The organism is Microbispora bryophytorum (genome assembly GCF_043197435.1).
Classification (GTDB): Bacteria; Actinomycetota; Actinomycetes; order Streptosporangiales; family Streptosporangiaceae; genus Microbispora; species Microbispora bryophytorum.
Genome location: NZ_JBICTF010000002.1, coordinates 31,808 through 55,180, shown reverse-complemented (window position 1 = coordinate 55,180; position 23,373 = coordinate 31,808). Strand labels below are relative to the sequence as shown.

Genomic DNA, 23,373 nt, shown 5'->3' with positions numbered 1-23,373 from the left:
TCGTGCGCGTTTCATGAGGTGCGGAGCTTGCCGAAGGCCGCACGCAGCCGGCGCTGGCCGGAGCGCTGCTGTGCCTTCATCCCCGCCTGCGCCTGGCGGGCGAGACGGTGGTCGGCGGCCTCCTCCTGAAGCTCGGCCGCCCGGCTGATCATTACCTGGTAGTGCAGTTCCGGACCCATCAGAGCGTCTCCTTGGTTCGGGTCTCTTTCCGTACTCCTCAAGGTTCGGTCTAAGGCGTGGTGCGGCACATCGGGCGGATGCCCTATCTCTGACAGGCCCGGCGGCCTAGGACTTCTAAGGCGGGTAGGGCGATGCCTTAGGAACGCCGGGATCCCCGGGTTTGGAATCATTCCTCGTGGTCGGGGATGCTGGTGTCGTGCCAACTATGACTACTCCGCTCGCGGAGGTCGCCTCCTCACCCTCGACGTTGCGGGCGTTCCTGCACGGCCTTCCCGGGGTCGACAGGGTCGGGGCGGACGCCCGGGCCGCGATGCTGGGCACGCGATCCATCAAGACGACCGCCAAGAAACAGGCCATCGACCTGGCCATCGGCATGGTCGACCTCACCACCCTGGAAGGCGCGGACACCCCCGGCAAGATCAGGGCGATGTGCGCCAAGGCGGTGCGGCCCGACCCCGCCGACGCGTCGGTGCCGCCGGTCGCCGCCGTCTGCGTCTATCCCGACCTGGTGGCGACCGCCGTCGAAGCGCTGGCCGGGTCCGGCGTGAAGGTGGCGTCCGTCGCCACGTCGTTCCCCAGCGGCCGGTCCTCCCTTGAGGTGAAGGTCGCCGAGACGTCCCTGGCCGTGGCCGCCGGAGCATCCGAGATCGACATGGTCATCGACCGCGGCGCGTTCCTCGCCGGCGACTACCTCAAGGTGTACGAGGAGATCGTCGCCACCAAGCACGCCTGTGCCGACGCACATCTGAAGGTGATCCTGGAGACCGGCGAGCTCGCGACGTACGACAACGTGCGGCGGGCCTCCTGGCTCGCGATGATCGCCGGGGCGGACTTCATCAAGACCTCGACCGGCAAGGTGTCGCCGGCCGCGACGCTCCCGGTGACGCTCGTCATGCTGGAGGCCGTGCGCGACTTCATGGCCGCGACCGGTCGCAAGGTGGGCGTGAAGCCCGCGGGCGGCATCCGCACCACCAAGGACGCCATCAAGTATCTGGTGCTGGTCAACGAGACCGCCGGGCCGGACTGGCTGCACGCCGACTGGTTCCGCCTGGGCGCCTCCTCGCTGCTGAACGACCTGCTCATGCAGCGGCAGAAGATGGCAACCGGCCGGTACGCCGGTCCCGACTACTTCACGCTGGACTGAGGGCTGAGGCATGTTCGAATACGCACCCGCGCCCGAGTCGCGGGACATCGTCGACATCCGGCCGTCGTACGGCCTGTTCATCAACGGCGAGTGGGTCGAGCCGCAGAGCGAGGCACGCCACAAGACCGTCAACCCGGCCACCGAGGAGGTGCTCGCGGAGGTCGCGTGGGCGGGGGAGGCCGACGTCGACCGCGCGGTCCAGGCCGCGGCCAAGGCGTTCCCCGTGTGGTCGGCCATGCCGGGCGCGGAGCGGGCCAAATACCTGTTCCGGATCGCCCGGCTCATCCAGGAACGGGCGCGTGAGCTGGCCGTCCTGGAGACGCTCGACAACGGCAAGCCGATCAGGGAGTCCCGCGACGTGGACCTCCCGCTGGTCGCCGCCCACTTCTTCTACTACGCCGGCTGGGCCGACAAGCTGGCCTATGCGGGGTTCGGCCCTGATCCCCGTCCGCTGGGCGTGGCCGGGCAGGTCATCCCGTGGAACTTCCCGCTGCTCATGCTGGCCTGGAAGATCGCGCCCGCGCTGGCCTGCGGCAACACGGTCGTGCTCAAGCCGGCCGAGACCACGCCGCTGACCGCGCTGGCGTTCGCCGACATCTGCCGCCAGGCCGACCTGCCGCCGGGGGTCGTCAACATCGTCACCGGCGCGGGCGAGACGGGCGCCGCGCTCGTGAATCACCCCGGTGTGGACAAGGTCGCCTTCACCGGCTCGACCGAGGTCGGCCGCCTCATCGCCAGGAGCCTCGCGGGGACCCGCAAGAAGCTCACGCTGGAGCTCGGCGGCAAGGCCGCCAACATCGTGTTCGAGGACGCGCCGCTGGACCAGGCCGTCGAGGGCGTCGTCAACGGCATCTTCTTCAACCAGGGCCACGTCTGCTGCGCCGGATCGCGGCTGCTGGTGCAGGAGTCGATCGCCGCCGACCTGCTGGAGGCGCTCAAGCGGCGCCTCGGCACGATGCGGCTCGGCGACCCGCTGGACAAGAACACCGACATCGGCGCGATCAACTCGGCCGAGCAGCTCGCCAAGATCCGCGAGCTGTCGGAGGCCGGGGAGGCCGAGGGCGCCGAGCGGTGGTCGCCCGCCTGCCCGATCCCCGACCGCGGCTACTGGTTCCCGCCCACCCTCTTCACGGGCGTGGCCCAGTCGCACCGGATCGCCCGGGAGGAGATCTTCGGGCCGGTGCTGTCGGTGCTGACCTTCCGCACCCCCGCCGAGGCGGTGGAGAAGGCCAACAACACGCCGTACGGGCTGTCGGCGGGCGTGTGGACCGAGAAGGGCTCGCTCATGCTGTGGACGGCGTCCCGGCTGCGGGCCGGCGTCGTCTGGTCCAACACGTTCAACCGGTTCGACCCGACGTCGCCGTTCGGCGGCTACAAGGAGTCGGGCTACGGTCGCGAGGGCGGGCGGCACGGTCTGGAGGGCTATCTTGCGCTGTGATCATTCCTCCGGCCGCCCGGCCGGCAGGTGCGACGACGGGCAGCGCCGCCGCCTGGTCCGCCGGGCCCGCGCGGGGGCCGGCGAGGGCTTCTCCCGGGGCCGCCGCTCCCGTCGCTTCGCCGTACGGCACGGGTGGTTCGCGCACCGCGGCGGCGTGTGCCGGTGCGGCCAGACCTATCAGCCGGCCCGTCCACTGGAGATTGGAAGTTTCGATGAGTGAGCGGCTGGCCGTGAACAAGACGTACAAGCTGTTCATCGGGGGCGCGTTCCCGCGTTCGGAGAGCGGAAGGTCGTATGTGGTGACCTCCTCCAAGGGCGACTTCCTCGCCAACGCGGCCAGGGCCTCGCGCAAGGACGCCAGGGACGCGGTCGCGGCCGCGCGGAAGGCGTTCCCCGGCTGGTCGGGCGCCACGGCGTACAACAGGGGCCAGATCCTGTACCGGATCGCCGAGATGCTGGAGGGCCGCCGCGCGCAGTTCGTCGCGGAGATCACCGCCATGGGCGGCGTGGGGGTCAAGCAGGCCGGCGAGATGGTGGACGCGGCGGTCGACCGGCTGGTCTGGTACGCGGGCTGGTCCGACAAGATCGGGGCGGTCCTCGGGTCGGCCAACCCGGTCGCCGGGCCGTACTTCAACCTGTCGAGTCCGGAGCCGAGCGGCGTGGTGGCCGTGGTCGCCCCGCAGGGACCGCTGCTGGGACTGGTCAGCGTGATCGCGCCGGTGATCGCGACGGGCAACACCTGTGTGGTGGTGGCCTGCGAGCGGGCGCCGCTGCCCGCGATCACGCTGGCCGAGGTGCTGGCGACCTCCGACCTTCCGGGCGGGGTGGTGAACATCCTCACCGGCTCGGCCGCCGAGATCGCCCCCTGGCTGGCGGGCCACATGGACGTCAACGGCATCGACCTGACGGGCGCCGACCCCGAGCTGGCGGTCACGTGTGAGGAACTGGCCGCGGAGAACCTCAAGCGGGTGCTCCGGCCGCCGGCCGCTCCCGTGAACTGGCTCGCCGACCCCGGCATCGAGCGGATGACGGCGTTCCTGGAGACCAAGACCGTCTGGCATCCGATCGGGGTTTAGGTCGTGGCTGCCTGACCCTTCGTCAGGGCCAGGAGGAGCTCGCCGTTCGAGCCGGTGTTCTTCATCGAGGCGAGGAAGCGTTCGAACCCCTCCTGGTCCTGCAACGCCCGGCGCAGCCGCCAGATCAGCGGCTGCTCCGCGGGGTGGAGCAGCAGTTCCTCGCGGCGCGTGCCGGAGGCGACGACGTCGACGGCGGGGAAGACGCGGCGGTCGGCCAGGCTCCGGCTCAGCTTCAGCTCCATGTTGCCGGTGCTCTTGAACTCCTCGAAGAGGTTGTCGTCCATCTTCGAGCCGGTCTCGACCAGCGCGGTGGCGATGATCGTGAGCGAGCCGCCGCCCTCGATGTTGCGGGCGGCGCCGAGCACCCTCTTGGGCCGGTGCAGGGCCCCGGCGTCCATTCCGCCCGTGAGCACCCGTCCGCCGCTCGGCGCGGCCATGTTGTACGCCCGCCCGAGGCGGGTGATCGAGTCGATGAGAACGACCACGTCACGGCCCGTCTCCACCAGCCGCTTGGCCCGCTCGACGGCGAGCTCGGCCGCGGTGATGTGGTCCTGCGGCACGCGGTCGAAGGTCGAGGCGACCACCTCGGCCCGGACCGACTCGCGCATGTCGGTGACCTCCTCGGGCCGCTCGTCCACCAGGACGACGATGAGGTGGCATTCGGGGTGGTTGGTCGTGATCGCGTTCGCGATGGCCTTGAGGAACATCGTCTTGCCGGCCTTCGGCGGGGCGACGATCAGGCCGCGCTGGCCCTTGCCGATCGGCGCGAACAGGTCGATGACCCGCGTGGCCAGCACGGTGCGCGTCGTCTCCAGGCGCAGCCGCTCGTCGGGGTGGATCGGCACGAGGTCGGTGAAGTGCGGCCGCGCGGTGTCCACGGGCGCGCCGTTCACGATCGTGACGGCGGTGAGCATGCCGTTCTGCGCGATGCCGCGGATGTGGTCGCCGCGGCGCAGGTCGAGCGCGTCCGCGAGCGCGGCCGGGACGGTCACGTCCTTCGGGCCGGGCAGGTAGCCGTTCGTACGGATTACCGTGTTCCTGCCCGACTGGTCGAGCAAACCGGTGACCTCGGTGGTTCGGGTGTTCGCCGCCCGCGCCGGCCTGGTGCGGGAGACGTTGCGCGGTTTGGGAACGCTGAGAGTGCTGGCGGTCATGTGACTCCTAGGGCTTGAAGATGTCTGGGGAGGGCAGGCGGGACCACGGCGAAGGCCCGGGCGGAGCGGGCTTCACGGGACCGGAGTTCCTCCCGGCGCGGCGTCTCGTACAGATGGACGGACGGCTGACCAGGCATGCTGTGCACGTATGGGCTCGACAGCGTTCACTGGCGGTTGCCAGACCGCGGAGCCAGAACCATACGGCTTGTCGCCGACTATAACAGGCTCACTCCACTCGGCAATTCCCCGGAGAGCTATCGAGCCTGGAGGGCGTCGAGCGCCACGGCCATGGCGATGACCAGGCGGCGGTCGAGGCGCGGGTCGCGGATCTCGATGGCGTACCGGTCGCGCAGGCCCCACCTGCGGTCCACCGAGAACGCGATCGAGGCGCCGATGCTGAAGTCGAAGTGGTACGGCAGCCACTCCAGGGAGTCGGAGAACCGGCGCAGCAGGGCGACCGCCAGGCGCCGCTCCTGCCCGGTCATCGTCGGCAGTCCCGGCTGCTGGAGGTGCCAGGTCGAGCGGAGCAGCGAGCGGCCGAAATCCTTGCGGAACGTCCCGATGGGGTTCCCCGCGTCGTCCACCACGTCGTACTCGCCGGCGAGGTCGAGGACCTTGCGCGCCTTGAACGCGGCCAGCGTCGCCTGCCGGGACTCGTCGGTGTAGAGCGTCACCTGCTCCTTGAGCGTCATCCGCTTCTGTTCGGCGAAGGCCACGCCCTCGCCCTCGGAGCCGTCGGGGAGAGCCGCATGGACGACGTACCGGTTCACCATCATGGTGATCTTCTGACGCAGGTACAGGCGGGTCTGTGCCTGCAGGGTCGCTATATCCATGGGAGTCTCCAAGAACGGTCCTTTGCCTCCCTATATGCCCTCTTCTCGAAGAAGATCACCAGCCGGTTACCCCTCAATCGACCCGTTGGTGACCATAACCACACCTTTCGGGCTTGATGGAACCAGGGAAGATGCCTATAAGGTAAGCCTTACCTAATCTTTACTGTCTCGGCAGGGAGCCCTGTATGTTTCTCCGGCACCGCGGTATCGGTCTCGGTATCGGCGCCGTCGCGGTCGCACTCTCGCTGGCCGCCTGCGGCGCCTCCTCCGGCGCGTCCTCCGGCGCCGGCACCGGTGCGGGCGCCGGCGCGCCCGCCGCCGAGGCCGCCAAGGCCGTCGCCAAGGGCGGCGCGGACTTCGGCACCGCCGCGGAGAAGACCGCCGCGATGGGCACCACCGCCAAGCCGGGCCAGTGGCCGCGCACCATCACCCACGCCATGGGCACGACCGAGATCAAGGCCCCGCCCACGCGGGTCGTCGTCCTGGACGTCGGAGAGCTCGACAACGTCGTGTCCATGGGCGTCAAGCCGGTCGGCTTCGCGCCCAGCGAGGGCTCGCCCGAGCTGCCGTCCTACCTGAAGAAGGACGCCGGCACCCCGAAGAACGTCGGCACCATCAACAGCCTCAACCTGGAGGCGATCGCCGGCCTGCACCCGGATCTGATCCTCGGCAGCCAGCTGCGCGCCGCCGAGCAGTACGACGAGCTGTCGAAGATCGCCCCGACCGTGTTCTCCATCCGTCCCGGTTTCACGTGGAAGGAGAACTACCTCCTGAACGCGGCCGCCCTCGACAAGACCGAGGAGGCCAAGGCGAAACTCGCCGAGTACGACCGCAAGGTGAAGGACCTCGGCAGCAGGCTGGGCGACGACAAGCCCGTCGTCTCGATGGTGCGTTTCCTGCCGAACGGCGTGATCCGGCTCTACGCCAACGCCTCCTTCATCGGCACCATCCTCCAGGACGCCGGCATCCCGCGCCCCGCCAACCAGAACATCCCGGACCTCGCCGCCGAGGTGAGCGCGGAGAACATCGACCAGGCGGACGCGGACGTCATCTTCACCGGTGTCTACGGCGATCCGAAGGCGACCCAGAAGTCGGCGGTCCAGGGCAATCCGCTGTGGAAGAACCTCAAGGCGGTCAAGGCCGGGCACGCCTACGAGGTTCCGGACGAGACCTGGTATCTCGGCCTCGGTGTCACCGCCGCGATGGAGGTCGTCGGGGACCTGGAGAGGTACCTCGCCGGATAGGCGCACGTGGTCCCTCACCGCCTCCGAGAAAGCGAACGAATGCCCCGCGCCACCCGACGCCGCATCGGCCCGACCGCCGGCAGCGCGCTCCTGCTGGTCCTCGCCGGACTGCTGCTCCTTGCCGTACTGCTCAGCCTCGCGGCGGGCAGCCGCCAGATCGCGCCGAGCGTGGTGGTGGACGCCCTGCTGCACGGCGGCGGCAGCGACGACGCCCAGGTCATATGGTCGTTGCGGGTGCCTCGCACCCTCATCGGGGTGATGGCCGGCGTCGCCCTCGCCGTGGCCGGCACGGTCATGCAGGGCATCACCCGCAACCCCATCGCGGAACCCGGCATCCTGGGCGTCAGCCAGGGCGCCTCGGTGGGCGTGGTGTGCGCGATCGCGTTCCTCGGAGTGCACTCGCTGAACGGGTATGTGTGGTTCGCCTTCGCGGGCGCGGGGATCGCGGCGGTCGCGGTCTACGTCATCGCCAGCGGCGGTCGCGGCGGCGCCTCACCGGTCAAGCTCGCCCTGGCCGGCACCGCGATGAACGCCCTGCTCGCCTCCGTGGTCTCCGGCATCGCGACGACCGACGCCCGGGCCCTGGACGAGTTCCGGTTCTGGCATGTCGGCTCGCTCAGCGGCCGGAGCGCCGAGATCGCCGGTCAGACCTGGCCGTTCCTCCTCGCGGGGCTGCTGCTGGTCGCCGCGATGGCCCGAGGGCTCGACGCGCTCGCGCTCGGGGAGGACGTGGCCAAGGGGCTCGGCCACAACGTCCCCCTGCTGCGGATCCTCGGAGGTCTCGGCGCCACCGTCCTGACCGGCGTCGCGGTCGCCGCCGCCGGTCCGATCGCCTTCACCGGCCTGGCCGTCCCGCACATCGCGCGAGCGCTCGTGGGCGCGGACCACCGCTGGGTCCTTCCCGCGGCGGCCCTGCTCGGCCCCGTGATGCTCCTGGTCGCGGACGTCCTCGGCCGCGTCGTCTTCCCGCCCTCGGAGGTGCCGGTGGCCGTCATGACCGCACTGCTCGGCGTGCCTTTCCTGATCGCCCTGGTGCGGCGGAAAGCGGTGGTGGCGGCATGACACGTCCTGTGGGCTTCTCCGTCCTGCGCGTGGGACGGGGCAGCTTCCTGCTGCACCGCAGGGCGACCCTCGTCGCCGTTCTGCTCGGCGCGGTACTCGCGGTGACCGCCGTCGTCTATCTGTGCGTCGGTGAGTCCTTCGTCGGTCCCACGGAGGTCGTCCGGGTGCTCTACTCGGCTGTCGGAGGGGGGCAGCCGAGCCCCGATGAGTTCGTGGTCGGCACCCTGCGGATGCCCCGCCTCGCGGTCGGCCTGCTCGCCGGCGCCGCCTTCGGCATCGCCGGATCCTTCATCCAGACCGTGGCCCGCAACCCGCTCGCCAGTCCGGACGTGATCGGTGTGACGCAGGGCGCGGGGGCGGCGACCGTCGCCGCGATGACCTTCGGCCTCGCCGCGCCCGGCACCCTGCCGTACGTCTCGATCCTCGGCGGCCTGGCCGCCGCCGCGCTGGTCTACGTCTTCGCCTGGCGCAGGGGCCTGCACGCCGCCCGCTTCGTGCTCATCGGCATCGGCATCTCGGTGGCCCTCGGCTCCCTGACGCAGCTGTTCCTCACCAAGGGCGACTTCCTGGTGGCCCAGCAGGCCAAGGTCTGGCTCACCGGATCGCTCAACGGCCGCGGCTACGACCACGCCGCACCGCTCGCCTTGATCCTGCTCGTGCTGACGCCGGCGCTGCTGTGGGCGGCCCGGGCCCAGCGCACGGTGTTGTTCGACGACGACACGGCGACCGCTCAAGGCGTACGGCTCGGCCGGGTCCGCCTGTGCCTGACCGTCCTCGGCGTCGTCCTGGCATCGGTCGCGACGGCCGCGGCAGGCCCGGTCGACTTCGTCGCGCTGCTCGCCCCGCAGATCGCCCGCCGCCTCACCCGCACCGCACACATCCCCCTGGTCGGCTCCGCGCTGACCGGCGCCCTGATCGTGACCGTCGCGGATCTGCTGGCCCGCAAGCTGTTCTCCCCGATCGAGCTGCCGGTCGGCGTGTTCACCGCGGTGGTGGGCGCCCCGTATCTGATGTGGCTGATCGTCCGCACCCGCAGCCGTTCTGGAGGCACCTCGTGACCGGCAACCGTGTGACCGGCAACCGCGTGACCGGCAACCGCCTGAGGGCCGAAGGGCTCGTGCTCACCTACGAGGACCGTACGGTCGTGGACGGCCTCGACCTGGAGATCCCGGACGGACAGGTCACCGTCATCATCGGACCCAACGCGTGCGGCAAGTCCACCCTCCTGCGCGCGTTGGGGCGGCTGCTCAAGCCGCGGCGCGGCTCGGTGCTGCTGGACGGCGCCGAGCTGGCGCGCATCCCCACCAGGCGGGTCGCCCAGGAGATCGGGCTGCTGCCGCAGACCCCGGTGCCGCCGGAGGGGATCACGGTCTCCGAACTGGTGACCCGCGGGCGGCAGCCACACCACAAGTGGTGGCAGCAGTGGACGGAGGCGGACGAGAAGGCCGTCGGCGAGGCGATGGACCGCACCGCGACCGGTGACCTCGCGGAGCGGCTGGTCGACGAGCTGTCCGGCGGTCAGCGGCAGCGGGCCTGGATCGCGATGGCCCTCGCCCAGGACACCGGCCTCCTGCTGCTCGACGAGCCGACGACATACCTTGACATCGCGCACCAGGTCGAGGTGCTCGACCTGGTGCGGCAGCTCAACCGCGAGCGCGGCCGGACCGTCGTCGTCGTCCTGCACGACCTCAACCAGGCCGCCCGCTACGCCGACCACCTCATCGCCATGAAGGCGGGACGCATCGTCGCCCAGGGCGCGCCGAGCGACGTCATCACCGCCGATCTGGTCCACGAGGTCTTCGGGCTCACGTCGGTCGTCGTGCCGGACCCGGTCACGGGCGGACCGCTGGTCGTCCCGGCCGCGCCCTGGCAGTGCGGGTAGCCGCCGATTCGTCTCAGGGTCCGGGATAGGGGTTTTCTCAGGGTTCCTCGTGGAACGTGAAGCTCACGGCCGTCCGTTGAACCGGATGACGAAAGGAGCCGATCGATGTACCGATCGAGGCAGCACAAGATCATCGCTGGCGTGTGCGGGGGGATCGCGGACCGGTACGGCATGTCGCCGACGGTCGTGCGCGTGCTGTTCCTGCTGTCCTGCATTCTGCCCGGTCCGCAGTTCGTGGCCTACCTCATCATGTGGGTGCTGTTCCCCAAGGCCCCGGCTGCCGCCGCCCCGGGCTACGACTACTCGTACGGGCGGAGGTAGGCGGCAACCCATCGCGCGGGCCCGTTTATGCTCACATCAGGAGAGGTGAGCGATGATGCGGCAACGGCCCCTGACGCTGGTCCAGGACGACCTGGTCGACTACGAGAAGGCCATGGAGCGCATGGCCGCGCTGGTCGAGGAACGACAGGACGACGCGCGGCCCGACACGTTGTGGCTGCTCAGCCACCCGCCGGTCTTCACGGTCGGCAAGCGGACGCTGGAGACCCACCTGCCCGACCCGTCGGCCGGCATCCCCGTGGTGCCGACCGGCCGCGGCGGCCAGCTCACCTATCACGGGCCCGGGCAGCTCGTCGGCTATCTCATCGTGAAGCTGCGGGCCGGCGAGGGCGTGGTCGACTACATCCGCGAGGTCGAGCTGCGCCTGGTCGAGGCGCTGGGCAAGCTCGGCGTCCCGGCCGAGCGCCGCGACACCCCGCCCGGGTCGGAGCTGCTCACCGGCGTGTGGACCCGCGACACCGGGCGGAAGATCGTCTCGATCGGCATGCGGTCGAGCCGGTCGGTCACCAGCCACGGCTTCGCGCTCAACGTGGACGGCGACCTCACACCGTGGGACCTCGCGATCCCCTGCGGCATGCCCGACGTGGAGATGACCTCGATCGCCCACGAGCTCGGGCGGGCCACCATGGAGGAGACCCGCCCAGTCGTCGCGGAGGCGTTCGAGGCCTCCTGAGGGGTTACGCGACCGGTTCGCGGTCGCCCGCGTCGTCGACCGTACGGCGAGGGCCGGCGAACCAGTGCCTGGCCGACAGGTGCCACCACAGGGCGATGCCGACGAGCACGGCGCCCACGGCGATGGGGGCGTAGTTCACCGAGGTCCAGGCGAAGTCCTTGTTGCCCGGCACGCCCGCGGGGGCGATGGGCAGGATGAAGTAGATCGAGATGATCGCGATCTCGATCACGGCGATCCAGGACAGCGCCTTGTACTTGCGTCCGAGGGTCCACGGCCCGGGCTGGAAGGAGTCCCCGGCGCGCAGGCGCAGCCAGATCGGGATGAGGAACGCCAGGTAGAGCCCGATCACCGCGATGGACACCACCGCGAGGAACGCCACGGGGGTCGTCGTGCCCTCGGGCGCGTAGAGCGCGGGCAGCGTGATCAGCAGTGCGACCCCGCAACCGCCGATGATCGCGTTGACCGGCGTGCGGTTGCGGTCGACCTTCGACCACAGCCGCCAGCCCGGCACCGCGCCGTCACGGGAGAACGCGTATGTCATCCGCGACATCGAGGTCACGCAGCTCATGCCGCAGAAGAACTGCCCGACCGTGGAGATGCCGAAGATGACGGTGGCGAGGGTGGACGACAGCGACGAGGTGAAAATGGCCCCGACGAAGCCGCCCTCGGCGTTGACGGCGTCCACGTTCGTGGCCGCGAACAGGAACGACAGCAGCAGGACCCAGCCGCCGATCGCAGAGTAGAAGATCGACTGCCACAGGCCCTTGGCCGCGGAGCGGGCCGCGCCGTGGGTCTCCTCCGACACATGGGCGCAGGCGTCGAAGCCGGTGATCGTGTACTGCGTGAGCAGGAAGCCCAGCGGCAGCACGTACAGCCAGAACGCCGGGCCCGACTCGCCCTCGCCGAAACCGGAGTGGTTGAACGTCTCGAACAGGAAACCCACGCTCTGGTGCTTCGACGGGCCGAAGATCAGGATCAGCACGACGGCCGCCGCGCCGAACACGTGCCACCACACCGAGACGTTCTGCAGCAGTGAGATCAGGCGGTGGCTGAAGATGTTGATCAACGCGTGCAGCACCAGGACGATCGCGAACAGCAAGAAGGTCTGGTGCAGCGCGTTGCCGTTCGCCCAGGAGTCGCTGAACCGGCCGATCGTGATGTTCAGGAACGTCGCGCAGCCGTAGTCGACCGACGCGGTCACCGCGATCAGGCCGATCAGGTTGAGCCAGCCGGTGAACCAGCCGTGGACCGGCCGGCCCAGCTTCGCGGCCCACCAGTAGATGCCGCCCGCCGTGGGGTAGGCGGAGACCAGTTCCGCCATGCAGAACCCGATGATCAGGATGAACGCCGAGATCAGCGGCCAGCCGAGGGAGATCGCGAGGGGCCCTCCGTTGTTCCACGCCTGGCTGAAGGTGGTGAAACACCCGGCCAGGATCGAGATGATGGAGAAGGAGATCGCGAAGTTGGAGAACCCGCTCCACGTGCGGGCCAGTTCCTGCTTGTAGCCGAGTTCCGCTAGTCGTTTGGCGTCGTCGTCGAGGGCTTGCGCCACTGAGGCCTCCTCTAACTGGTGCGGAGTTTCCGGACGCCGTCGAGCAGGCGTCCGAAGCTGGGATCCCCGAGATCGCGTACGGCCTGGGCGAACTTGTCGGCGGCCTCGGCGGAGTAGTCGAATCCGGGCAGGGTCACTTCGCGGACCAGACCCTCGTGGATGACGAACCAGAGCGCCCAGGTGAGGTTGGACATGATCAGGTTCAGCCGCACCCGGGGGACGTGCTCGTCGTCGCCGAAGTAGGCCCGCGTGAGCCGTACGACCTGGTCGGGGTCGAAGTCGGACTCGGCGGCCAGGTCCCCCAGCTCGAAGCAGGGGTCGTTGTTGCCGGAGAGCTGGTAGTCGACGATCCGGACGCCGTCGCCGGTGGTGATGAGGTTCTCGGCCAGCAGGTCGTTGTGGCAGGGGACCGTGGGAAGCGGGCGCCGCGCCAGCGCCGCCTCGACGTCGGCCACGACCGGCAGCACGTCCTCGTACCCGGAGGGGAGGGTCAGGTCGTGGGCGCGGCAGCGCGCCACGTACTCCCGGAGCTTGCCGAATATCGAGAAGTCGTTGCCGAAGCGAGGACCGGCGTGCAGGCGGCGGCAGGCGTCCGCCACCTCCTCGATCCGCGCGGCCACCGCCCCGGTGTCGAGGGTGACCCCCTCGACGTACTCCAGGAGGAGGGCACCTGGCAGCACGTGGACGACGCGGGGGCCGATCCCGGACGCCGCCGCCGCGACCGTGTTGGCGATCTCCTGGTCGAGCGGGATGCCGAGTCCGGTCTCGGCGATGCGCGGGTCGAGCACCCGCAGGAGCCAGCGGTCGCCGTCCTCACTGTCGAGCCTGGCGATGTGGTGGCTGAGCCCGCCCTTGATCGTCGTGACGGTCAACGGCCGCCCGGCCCAGGCCGTGACGAGATCCATTGCGTCTGCGACGGGATCTGGCATGCCCGGCTCCTTTTGGTCTACCTTCAGACCATTGATCCGATTGTCTGGGCCGGGTGTTACAGGACGGTACCGATGTCGCAACTTCCCGCAGACGCCCGCGCCGTCGTCATCGGCGGCGGAGTGGCCGGATGCAGCGTCGCCTATCACCTCGCCCGGCTCGGCTGGACCGACGTGATCCTGGTCGAGCGGCACGACCTCACCGAGGGCACGACCTGGCACTCCGCCGGCTTCGTCGGCCAGCTCAGGTCCACCGTCACGCAGACCCGAATGATCATGTACTCGGCCGGTCTCTACCCCGAGTTGCGCGAGCTGACCGGGCTCGATCCGGGCTGGCACGGCGTGGGCGGGCTGCGCCTGGCCACCACCCCCGAGCGCATGGAGGAACTGCTGCGCCAGGCCGGGGCCGCCGAGACGTACGGGCTCGATCTGGAGGTGCTCGACCCCCGGGGCACGCACGACCGGCTGCCGCTGCTGGAGGTGGGCGACGTCCGCGGGTCGCTGTGGCTGCCCGGGGACGGGTGGCTCGACCCGGCCCGGCTCGGTCACGCCCTGGCCGAGGGCGCCCGCGCGCTCGGCGTACGGATCTTCACCGGTGTGGAGGTCACCGGTATCGACGTCCACGACGGCCGCGTGACCGCCGTACGGCTGCGCGGCGAGGACGGCGAGCACAGCGAGGACGGCGAGCACGTCGTGCGCACGGAGACCGTCGTGATTGCGGCGGGGGCGGCGGCCGGAGCGGTCGGCCGGATGGCCGGGGCCGACATCCCGATCGTGCCGATCAAGCACCAGTACGTGGTGACTCCGGCGTCCGGCGTCCCGGCGGAGACCCCGACCGTCCGGGATCCGGACAACATCGTGTACTTCCGCGAGGAGGACGGCGGCATCCTCGTGGGCGGCTACATCAGGAGCCCTCAGGTCTGGGACACCGACCGGCCGTTGTCCGAGCCCCGGACCCTCTTCACGCCCGACATGCCGAAGTTCCGCGAATCGTGGGACTCGGCGGTCCGGCGGGTGCCGTCACTGAAGCCGGTCGGGGCCGGCGACGACCCGGCGGCGTTCCGCAAGGTCGTGCACGGACCGGAGGCGTTCACGCCCGACGGGGAGTTCCTGCTGGGGGAGACCGCGGTCGCCGGGCTCTGGGTGGCGGCCGGCTTCTGCGTGCACGGCCTGGCCGCCGCCGGCGGCGTGGGCAAGGTCATGGCCGAGTGGATCGTCGAGGGCGCTCCGGAGTATGACGTCTTCGGCATGGACGTGCGCCGTTTCGGCTCTTACGCCCGGTCGGCCCACTGGGCCCGCGCCAGAGCTCTGGACTCCTACAGCACGTACTACGACATCGTCTATCCCGGCGAGGAGCGCACCGCCGCCCGGCCGCTGCGCCGTTCGCCCGCCTGGGTGCGGCATGAGGCGCTGGGCGCTACCTTCGGTGAGAAGGCCGGTTGGGAGCGGGTCAGCTGGTACCCGCCCACGCCGGACGCCGGGACTGCGCATAGTGCACAGAGTGCACAGGCTGCACAGGCTGTGCGGACTGCGCGGCCGAGGGGCTGGGCGGGCCGCGTGTGGTCTCCGGCGATCCGGGAGGAGTGCCTGGCGACGCGGGACGCCGCCGGGCTGTTCGACCAGACATCCTTCGCCAAGCTGGAAATATCGGGATCTGTCGCTGACCTGGAGCGGCTCGCCGGCAACGCTCTGGACCGGCCGGTCGGCGCAGGGCTCTCGACGCGGGCCCCCGCGCGGGTCTACCCGGTGGTCTACACGCAACTGCTCAACGAGCGCGGTGGCATCGAGGCGGACGTGACCGTGACCCGGCTGGCGGAGGACCGGTTCCGCCTCGTCACCGGCACCGCCTTCGGGGTCCACGACGCCGCACTGCTGCGCCGTCACGGGCTTGCGGTCGCCGACGTCACCTCCGCGTACGCGTGCTACTGCCTGTGGGGGCCTCGCGCGTACGAAATTCTGGCGTCGCTGACGGATGACGATCTGACCTTTGGTTACCTGCGGGCCGCCGAGATCAGCGTGGGGCACGTCCCGGTGCTCGCCCAGCGGGTCACGTTCGTGGGCGAGTTCGGCTGGGAGCTCTACTGCCCGTCCGAGTACGGGCTGACGTTGTGGGACTCCCTCATGGAGGCGGGCCTGCCGCACGGCATGCGGCCGGCGGGATACCGCGCGCTCGACTCGCTGCGACTGGAGAAGGGCTACCGCGTCTGGGGCCTCGACGTCACGCCCGAGACCACCCCGCTGGAGGCCGGTCTCGGCTTCGCCGTACGGCCGGAGCGCCGGGCCGCCCTGCCGAGTCCTCGTATGGCGCTGCGCTGCCTGGTGCTCGACGACGAGCGTGACGTCTGCCAGGGCGGCGAGCCCGTCCGCCTGGACGGCCGTCCGGTCTCCCGCGTAACCAGCGGCGGGTTCGGCCACCGGGTCGGCCGCTCGATCGCGTACGCCTATCTGCCGGTGGAGGTAGAGCCCGGCGAACGGGTCGAGATAGGCGTCAACGGCCGCCGCGTGGGCGCCACGATCACCCGCGAGCCGCTCTACGACCCCGAGGGCGCCCGCGTCAGGGCCGAGCCCTGGGCGGCAGCCGATAGGTGAAGGTCCAGCGGTCGGTGCCGGTCTTGTGGCGGGTGTAGCGGTCGGGGTGTTGGTAGCGGTCGCGGTTGTGGAACTGGCAGGCCGGGCCGAGCAGCTTGAGGTCGGTGAGGCCGCCGGTGCTCCAGTTGTCGGCGTGGTCGATCTGGCACATGGTGGCGGGCAGGGGGCAGCCGTCGATCCAGCAGGTGGCGTAGCGGGCGTAGACGGCTCGTCGTTGGGCGGGGGTGGCCAGGCGGACCTTGCGGCCCATGTCCAGCACCTGCCCCTCGGCATCCATCACCAACCGCACCAGAGCGGAGGTGCGGGCCAGGCGATGCACGCTGGCGAGGGGCAGCATCTGCCCGGTCGCCAGCAACAACCCCGGCGCGGTCCCCAGCAAAGCTCCCGGCACCGCCCCCAGCGCCGCCCTCGGCCCCGGCTCGCCCGGCGCTGTTCCCGGCAGCGTCCCTGACGCTGTTCCCGATGGCCTCCCCGGCGGCCTCCCCGGCGCTGCTCCCAGTGGCTTGCCCGGTGGTGTCCCCGGCGCAGGCTCGCTCGACGGTGTCCCGGGCTCTGGTTCCGATGGCCTCCCCGGCTCCGGTCTCGGCGCTCCCGGTGCCGCGCCTCGCGCCGTCCCTGCTCCCGACTGCTCATGGTGTACGTCGCCGTGGCCTTCGGGCGTGCCCTGCGCATGCCGGTAGTCCCCCGCAGGCTGATGCCCAGCGTGGGCGTGATGCGCGGCGGCGTCCTCAGGGGGAGGATCCGGCCATTGCGCCGCGCGGGAGTGCGCCGCGCGGGGACGCGCCACATGTGGTGGCGCTGCGTGTGGAGGCGCTGCGTGTGGAGGTGCTGCGTCTGGAGGCGCGCTACCGCCATAGGCAGGCCATGCTGCTGCGCGCTGGGGGTCTACTTCAGCTTGGGCCGCAGCACGGTCGCGGTCTGCGCCCCTGGGCGGTGCGGTGTCGTCGCCCTCGGCAGACGCAAGGTCAAGGTCGGTGCTCCCGGCAGCGGCGTCTGCGGCTGCCCCGGCATCGGCATCGGCTGCCGGACCGGCTGCCGCCTCGGCTTCGGCGGTGTCGGGGTGACGTGGCCGGTAGGGGCCCTCACCCTGAGCAGGTGCGGCAGCGTCGGTTATGCCCGCGTCGGCGGGGTCGGCGTCGCTGAGGTTGTCGGCCTCATCGTCGCCAAGGTTCTCCGGGGCGTCGTCGGTGGGGATGGCGTCGTCGATGTCGTCGTCTTCCACACGACAGGGCCCGGCAACGCTACCCGGGTCGCCAAGGGCGCCAGTGTCCTCGCTGTCCCAGCCGTCCCCGGCACTGTCCGCACCCTGCGCGTCCTCGGCGTTTTCGGTGTCCCGGCCGTCTCCGGCACCCTGGACGTCCTCGGTGTCCTCGGCACTCTGGGCGTCCTGGGTGGCTTCGGTGGTTTCGGGGTGGTTGTTGCCGGGGGCGGGGTGGTCGGGGTGGTCGGGTTCGGGGTCGGTGGGGAGGGATTCGGCGTTGACCAGGACCAGGAGCTCGGCGACGATCTTCTGCTCCATCAACGCGATGAACGCATCCACCTGGCGGACCCGCAGCGGCCGATCGTCGCCCTCCGCGCGTGGCTTGGCATAAGCATCTAACAGCGCCCGCAACCGGGCCGCCGCCTCACGCGGCAGATAGAACTCCCCCTCCAAGCCCCCACCCGCGGTGGGGCGGACTCGCAGAAACCGCCGCCCGTAGTCGGCCCGCTCGTCCCGCTCCTCACCATCAGGGTCCAACACCGCCCGCAGATACCGCCCCGCCTTGGCCACCTCCGCCGGCCCGGCCTTGCCCGCCAACTCCAGCAGGATCGGCTCGGCCAGCCCCGCGTGCTCGTCACTCAACCGCGCGGTGGCGGTACAGATCGCCTCCACCACCCCCGCCGACAACACCCCGGCGGCGAACTTCTCCCGCACCTGGGGCAGGCGGGCCAACTCCACCGCCAGGGTCAGCAGACGGCCCGCTCCCGCCACGCTCATCCCGGCGGCGGTGCGCAACCAACTACGGGTGGAGGCATGCCCATGCTGTTTGGCCTGCCCTGCCCGATGCACCTGCCCCACCCGATCGGCAAGAGCGCACGTGATCCGATCCCGCGCGAACAGCAAATCCTCGGCCTCGGCCACGCAGATGTCCGCATCGTCCGGCAACGCGGCCAGCGCCAACGCCTGCGCCGACTCACGAAGAGAACCCACCAAAACCCACGACGACCGGCCCCGAGCAGCACCAGGAGCAGCATCGCGGGCACCGGCACCGGCACCGGCACCGGCACCGGCACCAGCGCTGTCGGCGCTCGCGGCACTGGGCGCGTCGCCGCTGGTGGGTTCACCGTCTGTGAGCCCGCTGCTGGGCCCGGCGTCGGTGCCGCTGTCAGCCCCAGTGCGGCTCGCGTGCCGCGCCGGCTGGGGATCCGCGATCGGAAAGTGCTCACGAGCGGCCGAACCATCCGCGGACCACAACCGAGAACCGGAGGTCAACCGGTCCCACCAGCCAGCAGAACCACCAGAACCATCAAGGCTGCTGCCAGAGCTGTCAGAGTTATTCAAACGACGAAGGTGATCGGGATCGAAGTCGGACGGACCCACCACACCTCCTCGCTAGTTTCGAAAACTTGTTTTAATTCTTTCGTGCCCGCTTGGCTGGTGCAAGCTCACGCGAGAATCTCCTGGAGTCACAGATGGCGGACCGCGCAAGCAGGAGGGCGGCCACTCCAGCACGGTCGGCTCGGGCCGCTGGCGGCGCCATCACGCTGTTTTGGTCTCGTAGACCTCATGCGGGGCAAGCAGGGGATTTGGGGCGTACGACGAGGTCGAACACGTCGGAGAGGCCGTGTGGCGCACAGGCGCGCCACACGCGCCAAAGCCGCCACAGGCGCCAAAGGCGCCACACCAGCCACACGGGGCCACACACGCGAACACACGCCGACCGGCTCCGGGCGCGCTCCCACGCGGCTCAGATGGTTGCGGCGAAGTGGTCGATGGTCGACTACATGGATGCGTGCGGAGCGCAGGGGGTGCCGGACTTCTACTCGCACCAGAGGGGGACGCGAGCAGCGGCAGGCGGTCGGCCACCGCCCCATGTCCTGCCACGGGTCACGGGGGCAGCTCGCCGCGGGTGGGCAGGCCCTGCCAGGAGCTGTGGCCGGCGACCGCGAAGGCGGCCACCGAGATGCCGCGCTTGAGGCGGTCCGCCGGGTGCAGCCCTTCCAGGAGCGCGCTGAGGTAGCCCGCGACGAACGCGCCGCCGACCTCGGAGGGGTCGACAGCGGTCACGGGGGCGGCCTGGGTGTCGTAGCGCAGGCCCTCGACGGTGGCGCTGGCGCCCTTGGCGCCCCGGGTCACGACCAGCTCGGGCCTCGACGCGAGCACGGGCTCCACGAGCGTGAGCTCGTCCTGGGTCGCGAAGAGCACGTCGGCGCAGGCGGCGAGCTCGGTGAGTCCCTGCCGCGCCTCCTCCGCGCTTTCCCAGAGGTTCGCGCGGTGGTTGACGTCCACGGAGACGAGCACCCCGGCGTCCCTGGCGAGCTTGACGGCATGGTGGACGGCGCTCCACGCGAGGCCGCTCAGCCCGAGGGTGACGCCGCTGACGTGCAGGATCCGCGCCGACTGCACCGCCTCACCGGGCACGTCGCCGGTCGACAGGTGCGACCCGGCCGAGCCCTCCCGGTAGTGGACGGCGTGCGACGATCGGCCGATGCGCCGCTGGCGGAGGATCAGCCCGGTCGCCGCCGTCTCGTCCACGCGTACGTGGGAGACGTCCACGCCTTCGCCGCGCAGCACGGTCAGCGTGCGCATGCCCAGTTCGTCGGCGCTGACCCGGCCCAGCCAGCTCACTGTGTGGCCGAGCCGGGCCAGGCCGACCGCCGTCGTCAGCTCGGGCCCCTCCACGTCGAGGCGGATGGTCATGTCATGCCGGAGCCGGTCGCCGGAGACGACGCCCAATGCCTCTCCGAGCGTGAAAACCTCGGTCATGCCGTAAGTCCGCGGGATCGCACCCCGAAAGCATGGCAGAGCCTGATCCGCCCGGGAAAGCCCCTTGCTCAGGCGCCGAACGCGTCCACGGCGGCCTGGCAGAAGGCCTTCAGGTCATCCGGCTTCCGGCTGGTCACCAGAGTGTTCGGACCCGCCGCGCAGACCGTGACCTCCTGGTCCACCCAGGTTGCCCCCGCGTTGCGCAGGTCGGTCTGGAGGCTGGGCCAGGAGGTCAGCGTGCGCCCGCGCACCACGTCGGCCTCCACCAGCGTCCACGGCGCGTGGCAGATCGCCGCGACCGGCTTGCCCGCGTCGAAGAACTCCCTGACGAACCGTACGGCCTCCGGCCGCATCCGCAGGAAGTCGGGGTTGGCCACCCCTCCGGGGAGGACCAGCCCGTCGAACTCGGCGGCGGAGACCTCTCCGGCCACGGCGTCCACGGGGAAGGTGCCGGCCTTGTCGAGGTGGTTGAACGCCTGGATCTCCCCGGGCTCCACCGAGACCAGCCTCGGCGTGCCGCCCGCCTGCTGGACGGCCTTCCACGGCTCGGTGAGCTCGACCTGCTCGACCCCTTCGGGGGCGACGAGGAATGCGATCGTCTTGCCCTGGATCATCGTGCTCCCCTTTCGTGCGTTTTTGCGTGTTCTTGACATCGCGTGCCCCGCTGACCGCGATCTATGCCGTCCGCTGGGTAGGAGAGGGACATGCCCGTGCTGGTGGGGACCTCTGGCTGGCAGTACGCCGACTGGCGTGACCTCGTCTACGCCGGCGTACCCCAGCGGCTGTGGCTGGAGCGCTATGGCGAGATCTTCGGCACGGTGGAGAACAACAACGCCTTCTATCGGCTGCCGAAGCGGGAGACCTTCGAGTCGTGGCGGGAGCGCACGCCGCCGGACTTCGTCATGGCGGTCAAGGCCAGCCGCTTCCTGACGCACATCAAGCGGCTGAAGGACCCGGAGGAGCCGGTCGAGCGGCTGATGGGCGTGGCCGAGGGCCTCGGCCCGAAGCTGGGCCCCGTCCTGCTGCAACTGCCGCCGACCCTGCAGGTGGACGCCGGGCGGCTGCGGGCCTGCCTGGCCCGGTTTCCGCGGGCCGTACGGGTCGCCGTCGAGCCGCGGCACGCCTCGTGGTGGACCGACGAGATCCGCGCCCTGCTGACCGAGTTCGGGGCCGCGTTGTGCTGGGCGGACCGGCTCGGCCGGCCGGCCGGGCCCCTGTGGCGTACGGCCGGCTGGGTCTACCTGCGTTTCCACGAGGGAGGGGCAGAACCCTGGCCCGCCTACGGCCGGCGCGCGCTGCGTAGTTGGGTGGACCGCCTGGGGGACGTGCCGGACGCCTACGTCTACTTCAACAACGACCCCGGGGGCGCCGCCGTACGCAACGCGATCACTTTCGCGGAGCTGGCGTGCGCGCAGGGGCGGGACGTCGGCAGGGCGAGGCTTCCCGAGCGGACCCCCGCGCCCGTCCGGTCATGACCGGACGGGCGGGTGTCACCCCCGGCATGACGGATCAGGCGCGGCGCTCGTCGGACGCGTGACGCCCGCCCGCCACCAGCTGGTCGGGGGACGACTGCTGGGCGGGTACGGAAAGGCGGTTGTGCGGCGCGGTGGGACGCTCGGCCCGCTGCGCGCGCTCGGCCCGGTCGTCGACGCCGTCGCGGTCCCGGTCGACCTTCGGATACTGCTTGGTGACGGGCTCGTCGGCGACGGGCTCGGCGGCCGGAGTGGTCGTCGAGGTCGTCTCCAGCTGGCGCTCCAGGTCGCGCTTCTCGGCCTCCAGACGGGACACGCGGTCCCGCTCCGCCAGGCGCGTCTCACGCGTCCGGCGACGCCTGACGGCGGCACGGCGCATGCCGCCGGTGATGAGCAGCAGGCCGACGACGAACACGGCGGCGGTCACGACGCCGGCGATGAACAGCTCGAACGGGCTGAGATTGAACGTGCGGTCCAGGACCGTCATCGGCAAGGTGTTCGCGGTGTCGTTGACCGACACCTCGATGACGGCCGCCGCCGCGATAAGGATCAGAAGCAGGCCCAGTAAGACCATCTGCCCTCACTCCCAAATAGCCGGTTGCTGTGCGGTTGCGATTCGTGGACGCTTGTCCGACTGCCCGCACAGACGCGTTTCATGTGCGCCGCGTCACACCGGGACCAAGGCAAAGCCTGCGCGTTAACACCATGTTCACAAACGGGCAAAAGCTACGAAATCCCAGAACGGCAATCTCGAGCGTGGCGGACGAACGCCAGGCCGCCTCGCTCGAAGGGATCGACGTGACCTACAAGGCCGAGTACATCTGGATCGACGGCACGGAGCCGACCGCGAAGCTCCGCTCCAAGACCAAGGTTCTTGCCGACGGCGCCGAGCCGCCGCTGTGGGGCTTCGACGGGTCCAGCACCAACCAGGCCACCGGTCACTCCTCCGACCTGGTGCTCAAGCCGGTGTTCACCTGCCCCGACCCGATCCGCGGCGGCGACGACGTGCTGGTCATGTGCGAGGTCCTGCACACCGACATGACGCCCCACGCCACCAACACCCGCTCCCTGCTCGCGGAGGTGGCCGAGCGGTTCGCCGACCAGGAGTCGTGGTTCGGCATCGAGCAGGAGTACACCTTCTTCAAGGACAGCCGCCCGCTCGGCTTCCCGCTGGGCGGTTTCCCCGCTCCGCAGGGCGGCTACTACTGCGGTGTCGGCGCCGACGAGGTCTTCGGCCGTGACATCGTCGAGCTGCACCTCGACCGCTGCCTGGCCGCCGGCCTCAAGATCTCCGGCATCAACGCCGAGGTCATGCCCGGTCAGTGGGAGTTCCAGGTTGGTCCCGCCGGTCCGCTGGAGGTCTCCGACCACATGTGGGTCGCCCGCTGGCTGCTCTACCGCACCGCCGAGGAGTTCGACGTGGCCGCCACGCTCGACCCCAAGCCGGTGAAGGGCGACTGGAACGGCGCCGGCGCGCACACCAACTTCTCCACCAAGGCCATGCGCGAGGGCTACGACCCGATCATCACCGCCTGCGAGGCCCTGGGCGGCAACGCCATGGAGCACGTCAAGAACTACGGCCACGGCATCGAGGACCGCCTCACCGGTCACCACGAGACCGCCCGGTGGGACAAGTTCAGCTACGGCGTCTCCGACCGCGGCGCCTCCGTCCGCATCCCGTGGCAGGTCGAGGTGGACAAGAAGGGCTACATCGAGGACCGGCGCCCCAACGCCAACGTCGACCCCTACGTCGTCACCCGCCTGATCGTCGACACCTGCTGCGCCGCTCTGGCGAAGGCCGGCCAGGTCTGATCGGCCCCACGAGGAACTGACACAGTTCCG

20 protein-coding genes and 1 pseudogene are annotated in these 23,373 nt (G+C 70.5%); 12 read left to right on the top strand and 9 right to left on the bottom strand.

Annotated elements, in window-relative coordinates; all coding sequences use genetic code 11:
• Positions 1-11: 11 nt before the first annotated feature.
• A complete protein-coding gene (locus tag ACGFIB_RS05025) occupies positions 12-179 on the bottom strand; it encodes a hypothetical protein (RefSeq protein WP_167748058.1) in 168 nt (55 codons plus the stop codon).
• A 206-nt stretch (positions 180-385) separates the two neighbouring features.
• Between ACGFIB_RS05025 and deoC the strand changes: the two genes are divergently transcribed.
• The 3 genes from deoC (at position 386) to ACGFIB_RS05010 (ending at position 3,838) form a co-directional block, all read left to right on the top strand.
• The gene (deoC, locus tag ACGFIB_RS05020) at positions 386-1,324 is read left to right on the top strand and encodes a deoxyribose-phosphate aldolase (protein WP_142567391.1); all 939 of its coding nucleotides are present in this window, start codon (positions 386-388) and stop codon (positions 1,322-1,324) included.
• A gap of 10 nt (positions 1,325-1,334) precedes the next feature.
• Positions 1,335-2,762: an aldehyde dehydrogenase family protein gene (locus tag ACGFIB_RS05015; RefSeq protein ID WP_393368527.1), complete on the top strand. Its 1,428-nt coding sequence runs from the start codon at positions 1,335-1,337 to the stop codon at positions 2,760-2,762.
• 212 nt (positions 2,763-2,974) lie between these two features.
• On the top strand, positions 2,975-3,838 hold the full coding sequence (locus ACGFIB_RS05010; RefSeq protein WP_357247679.1) for an aldehyde dehydrogenase family protein: 864 nt from the start codon (positions 2,975-2,977) through the stop codon (positions 3,836-3,838).
• On the opposite strand, the pseudogene rho reads toward ACGFIB_RS05010, so the two are convergent.
• Together rho and ACGFIB_RS05000 are read right to left on the bottom strand one after the other, a co-directional pair.
• A pseudogene (gene rho / locus ACGFIB_RS05005) lies at positions 3,835-4,905 on the bottom strand (transcription termination factor Rho); the annotation flags it as partial. The gene ACGFIB_RS05010 and the pseudogene rho sit on opposite strands and share 4 nt — an antisense overlap.
• Positions 4,906-5,246: 341 nt before the next feature.
• A complete protein-coding gene (locus ACGFIB_RS05000) occupies positions 5,247-5,825 on the bottom strand; it encodes an LURP-one-related/scramblase family protein (RefSeq protein ID WP_393368524.1) in 579 nt (192 codons plus the stop codon).
• Positions 5,826-6,010: 185 nt separating this feature from the next.
• Here ACGFIB_RS05000 and ACGFIB_RS04995 point away from each other — a divergent pair, with 185 nt between their 5' ends.
• The 6 genes from ACGFIB_RS04995 (at position 6,011) to lipB (ending at position 11,025) form a co-directional block, all read left to right on the top strand.
• A complete protein-coding gene (locus tag ACGFIB_RS04995; protein ID WP_393368522.1) occupies positions 6,011-7,069 on the top strand; it encodes an ABC transporter substrate-binding protein in 1,059 nt (352 codons plus the stop codon).
• Between the two features lie 39 nt (positions 7,070-7,108).
• Entirely contained in the window at positions 7,109-8,131 is a 1,023-nt protein-coding gene (locus tag ACGFIB_RS04990; RefSeq protein WP_142567385.1) for a FecCD family ABC transporter permease, read from the top strand.
• Positions 8,128-9,189, top strand: a complete 1,062-nt coding sequence (locus ACGFIB_RS04985) for a FecCD family ABC transporter permease (protein WP_393368519.1) — start codon at positions 8,128-8,130, stop codon at positions 9,187-9,189. Before ACGFIB_RS04990 ends, ACGFIB_RS04985 begins: the two co-directional genes overlap by 4 nt.
• A complete protein-coding gene (locus ACGFIB_RS04980; protein ID WP_393368517.1) occupies positions 9,186-10,013 on the top strand; it encodes an ABC transporter ATP-binding protein in 828 nt (275 codons plus the stop codon). Before ACGFIB_RS04985 ends, ACGFIB_RS04980 begins: the two co-directional genes overlap by 4 nt.
• A 105-nt stretch (positions 10,014-10,118) precedes the next feature.
• Positions 10,119-10,334 (top strand): PspC domain-containing protein, encoded by a 216-nt coding sequence (locus ACGFIB_RS04975; protein WP_142567382.1) that lies wholly within the window; start codon positions 10,119-10,121, stop codon positions 10,332-10,334.
• 52 nt (positions 10,335-10,386) lie between these two features.
• Positions 10,387-11,025 (top strand): lipoyl(octanoyl) transferase LipB, encoded by a 639-nt coding sequence (gene lipB, locus ACGFIB_RS04970; protein ID WP_142567381.1) that lies wholly within the window; start codon positions 10,387-10,389, stop codon positions 11,023-11,025.
• Between the two features lie 4 nt (positions 11,026-11,029).
• On the opposite strand, the gene ACGFIB_RS04965 is transcribed toward lipB, so the two are convergent.
• A complete protein-coding gene (locus ACGFIB_RS04965) occupies positions 11,030-12,577 on the bottom strand; it encodes an amino acid permease (protein ID WP_393368515.1) in 1,548 nt (515 codons plus the stop codon).
• Between the two features lie 11 nt (positions 12,578-12,588).
• The gene (locus ACGFIB_RS04960) at positions 12,589-13,506 is read right to left on the bottom strand and encodes a phosphotransferase (protein ID WP_393368513.1); all 918 of its coding nucleotides are present in this window, start codon (positions 13,504-13,506) and stop codon (positions 12,589-12,591) included.
• A gap of 72 nt (positions 13,507-13,578) precedes the next feature.
• On the opposite strand from ACGFIB_RS04960, the gene ACGFIB_RS04955 reads away from it, so the two are divergent.
• A complete protein-coding gene (locus ACGFIB_RS04955; RefSeq protein WP_393368511.1) occupies positions 13,579-16,092 on the top strand; it encodes a GcvT family protein in 2,514 nt (837 codons plus the stop codon).
• On the opposite strand, the gene ACGFIB_RS04950 is transcribed toward ACGFIB_RS04955, so the two are convergent.
• The 3 genes from ACGFIB_RS04950 to ACGFIB_RS04940 all read right to left on the bottom strand — a co-directional run bounded on the left by ACGFIB_RS04950 (position 16,058) and on the right by ACGFIB_RS04940 (position 20,673).
• Positions 16,058-18,283: an HNH endonuclease signature motif containing protein gene (locus tag ACGFIB_RS04950; protein WP_393368509.1), complete on the bottom strand. Its 2,226-nt coding sequence runs from the start codon at positions 18,281-18,283 to the stop codon at positions 16,058-16,060. The genes ACGFIB_RS04955 and ACGFIB_RS04950 overlap by 35 nt on opposite strands.
• An 897-nt stretch (positions 18,284-19,180) precedes the next feature.
• Positions 19,181-20,059, bottom strand: a complete 879-nt coding sequence (locus ACGFIB_RS04945; protein WP_357252747.1) for a sugar kinase — start codon at positions 20,057-20,059, stop codon at positions 19,181-19,183.
• A 68-nt stretch (positions 20,060-20,127) separates the two neighbouring features.
• Positions 20,128-20,673 carry a type 1 glutamine amidotransferase domain-containing protein gene (locus ACGFIB_RS04940; protein ID WP_142567375.1) on the bottom strand — a complete coding sequence of 182 codons (546 nt, stop codon included), beginning with the start codon at positions 20,671-20,673 and terminating at the stop codon, positions 20,128-20,130.
• 90 nt (positions 20,674-20,763) lie between these two features.
• Between ACGFIB_RS04940 and ACGFIB_RS04935 the strand changes: the two genes are divergently transcribed.
• Positions 20,764-21,534: a DUF72 domain-containing protein gene (locus ACGFIB_RS04935; protein ID WP_393368506.1), complete on the top strand. Its 771-nt coding sequence runs from the start codon at positions 20,764-20,766 to the stop codon at positions 21,532-21,534.
• Positions 21,535-21,568: 34 nt separating this feature from the next.
• Here ACGFIB_RS04935 and ACGFIB_RS04930 read toward each other — a convergent pair whose 3' ends face one another.
• Positions 21,569-22,105: a hypothetical protein gene (locus ACGFIB_RS04930; protein WP_357266908.1), complete on the bottom strand. Its 537-nt coding sequence runs from the start codon at positions 22,103-22,105 to the stop codon at positions 21,569-21,571.
• 182 nt (positions 22,106-22,287) lie between these two features.
• Between ACGFIB_RS04930 and glnII the strand changes: the two genes are divergently transcribed.
• Complete coding sequence (glnII, locus tag ACGFIB_RS04925) at positions 22,288-23,343, top strand: glutamine synthetase (protein WP_357025178.1); 1,056 nt, start codon at positions 22,288-22,290, stop codon at positions 23,341-23,343.
• The last annotated feature ends 30 nt before the right edge of the window (positions 23,344-23,373 follow it).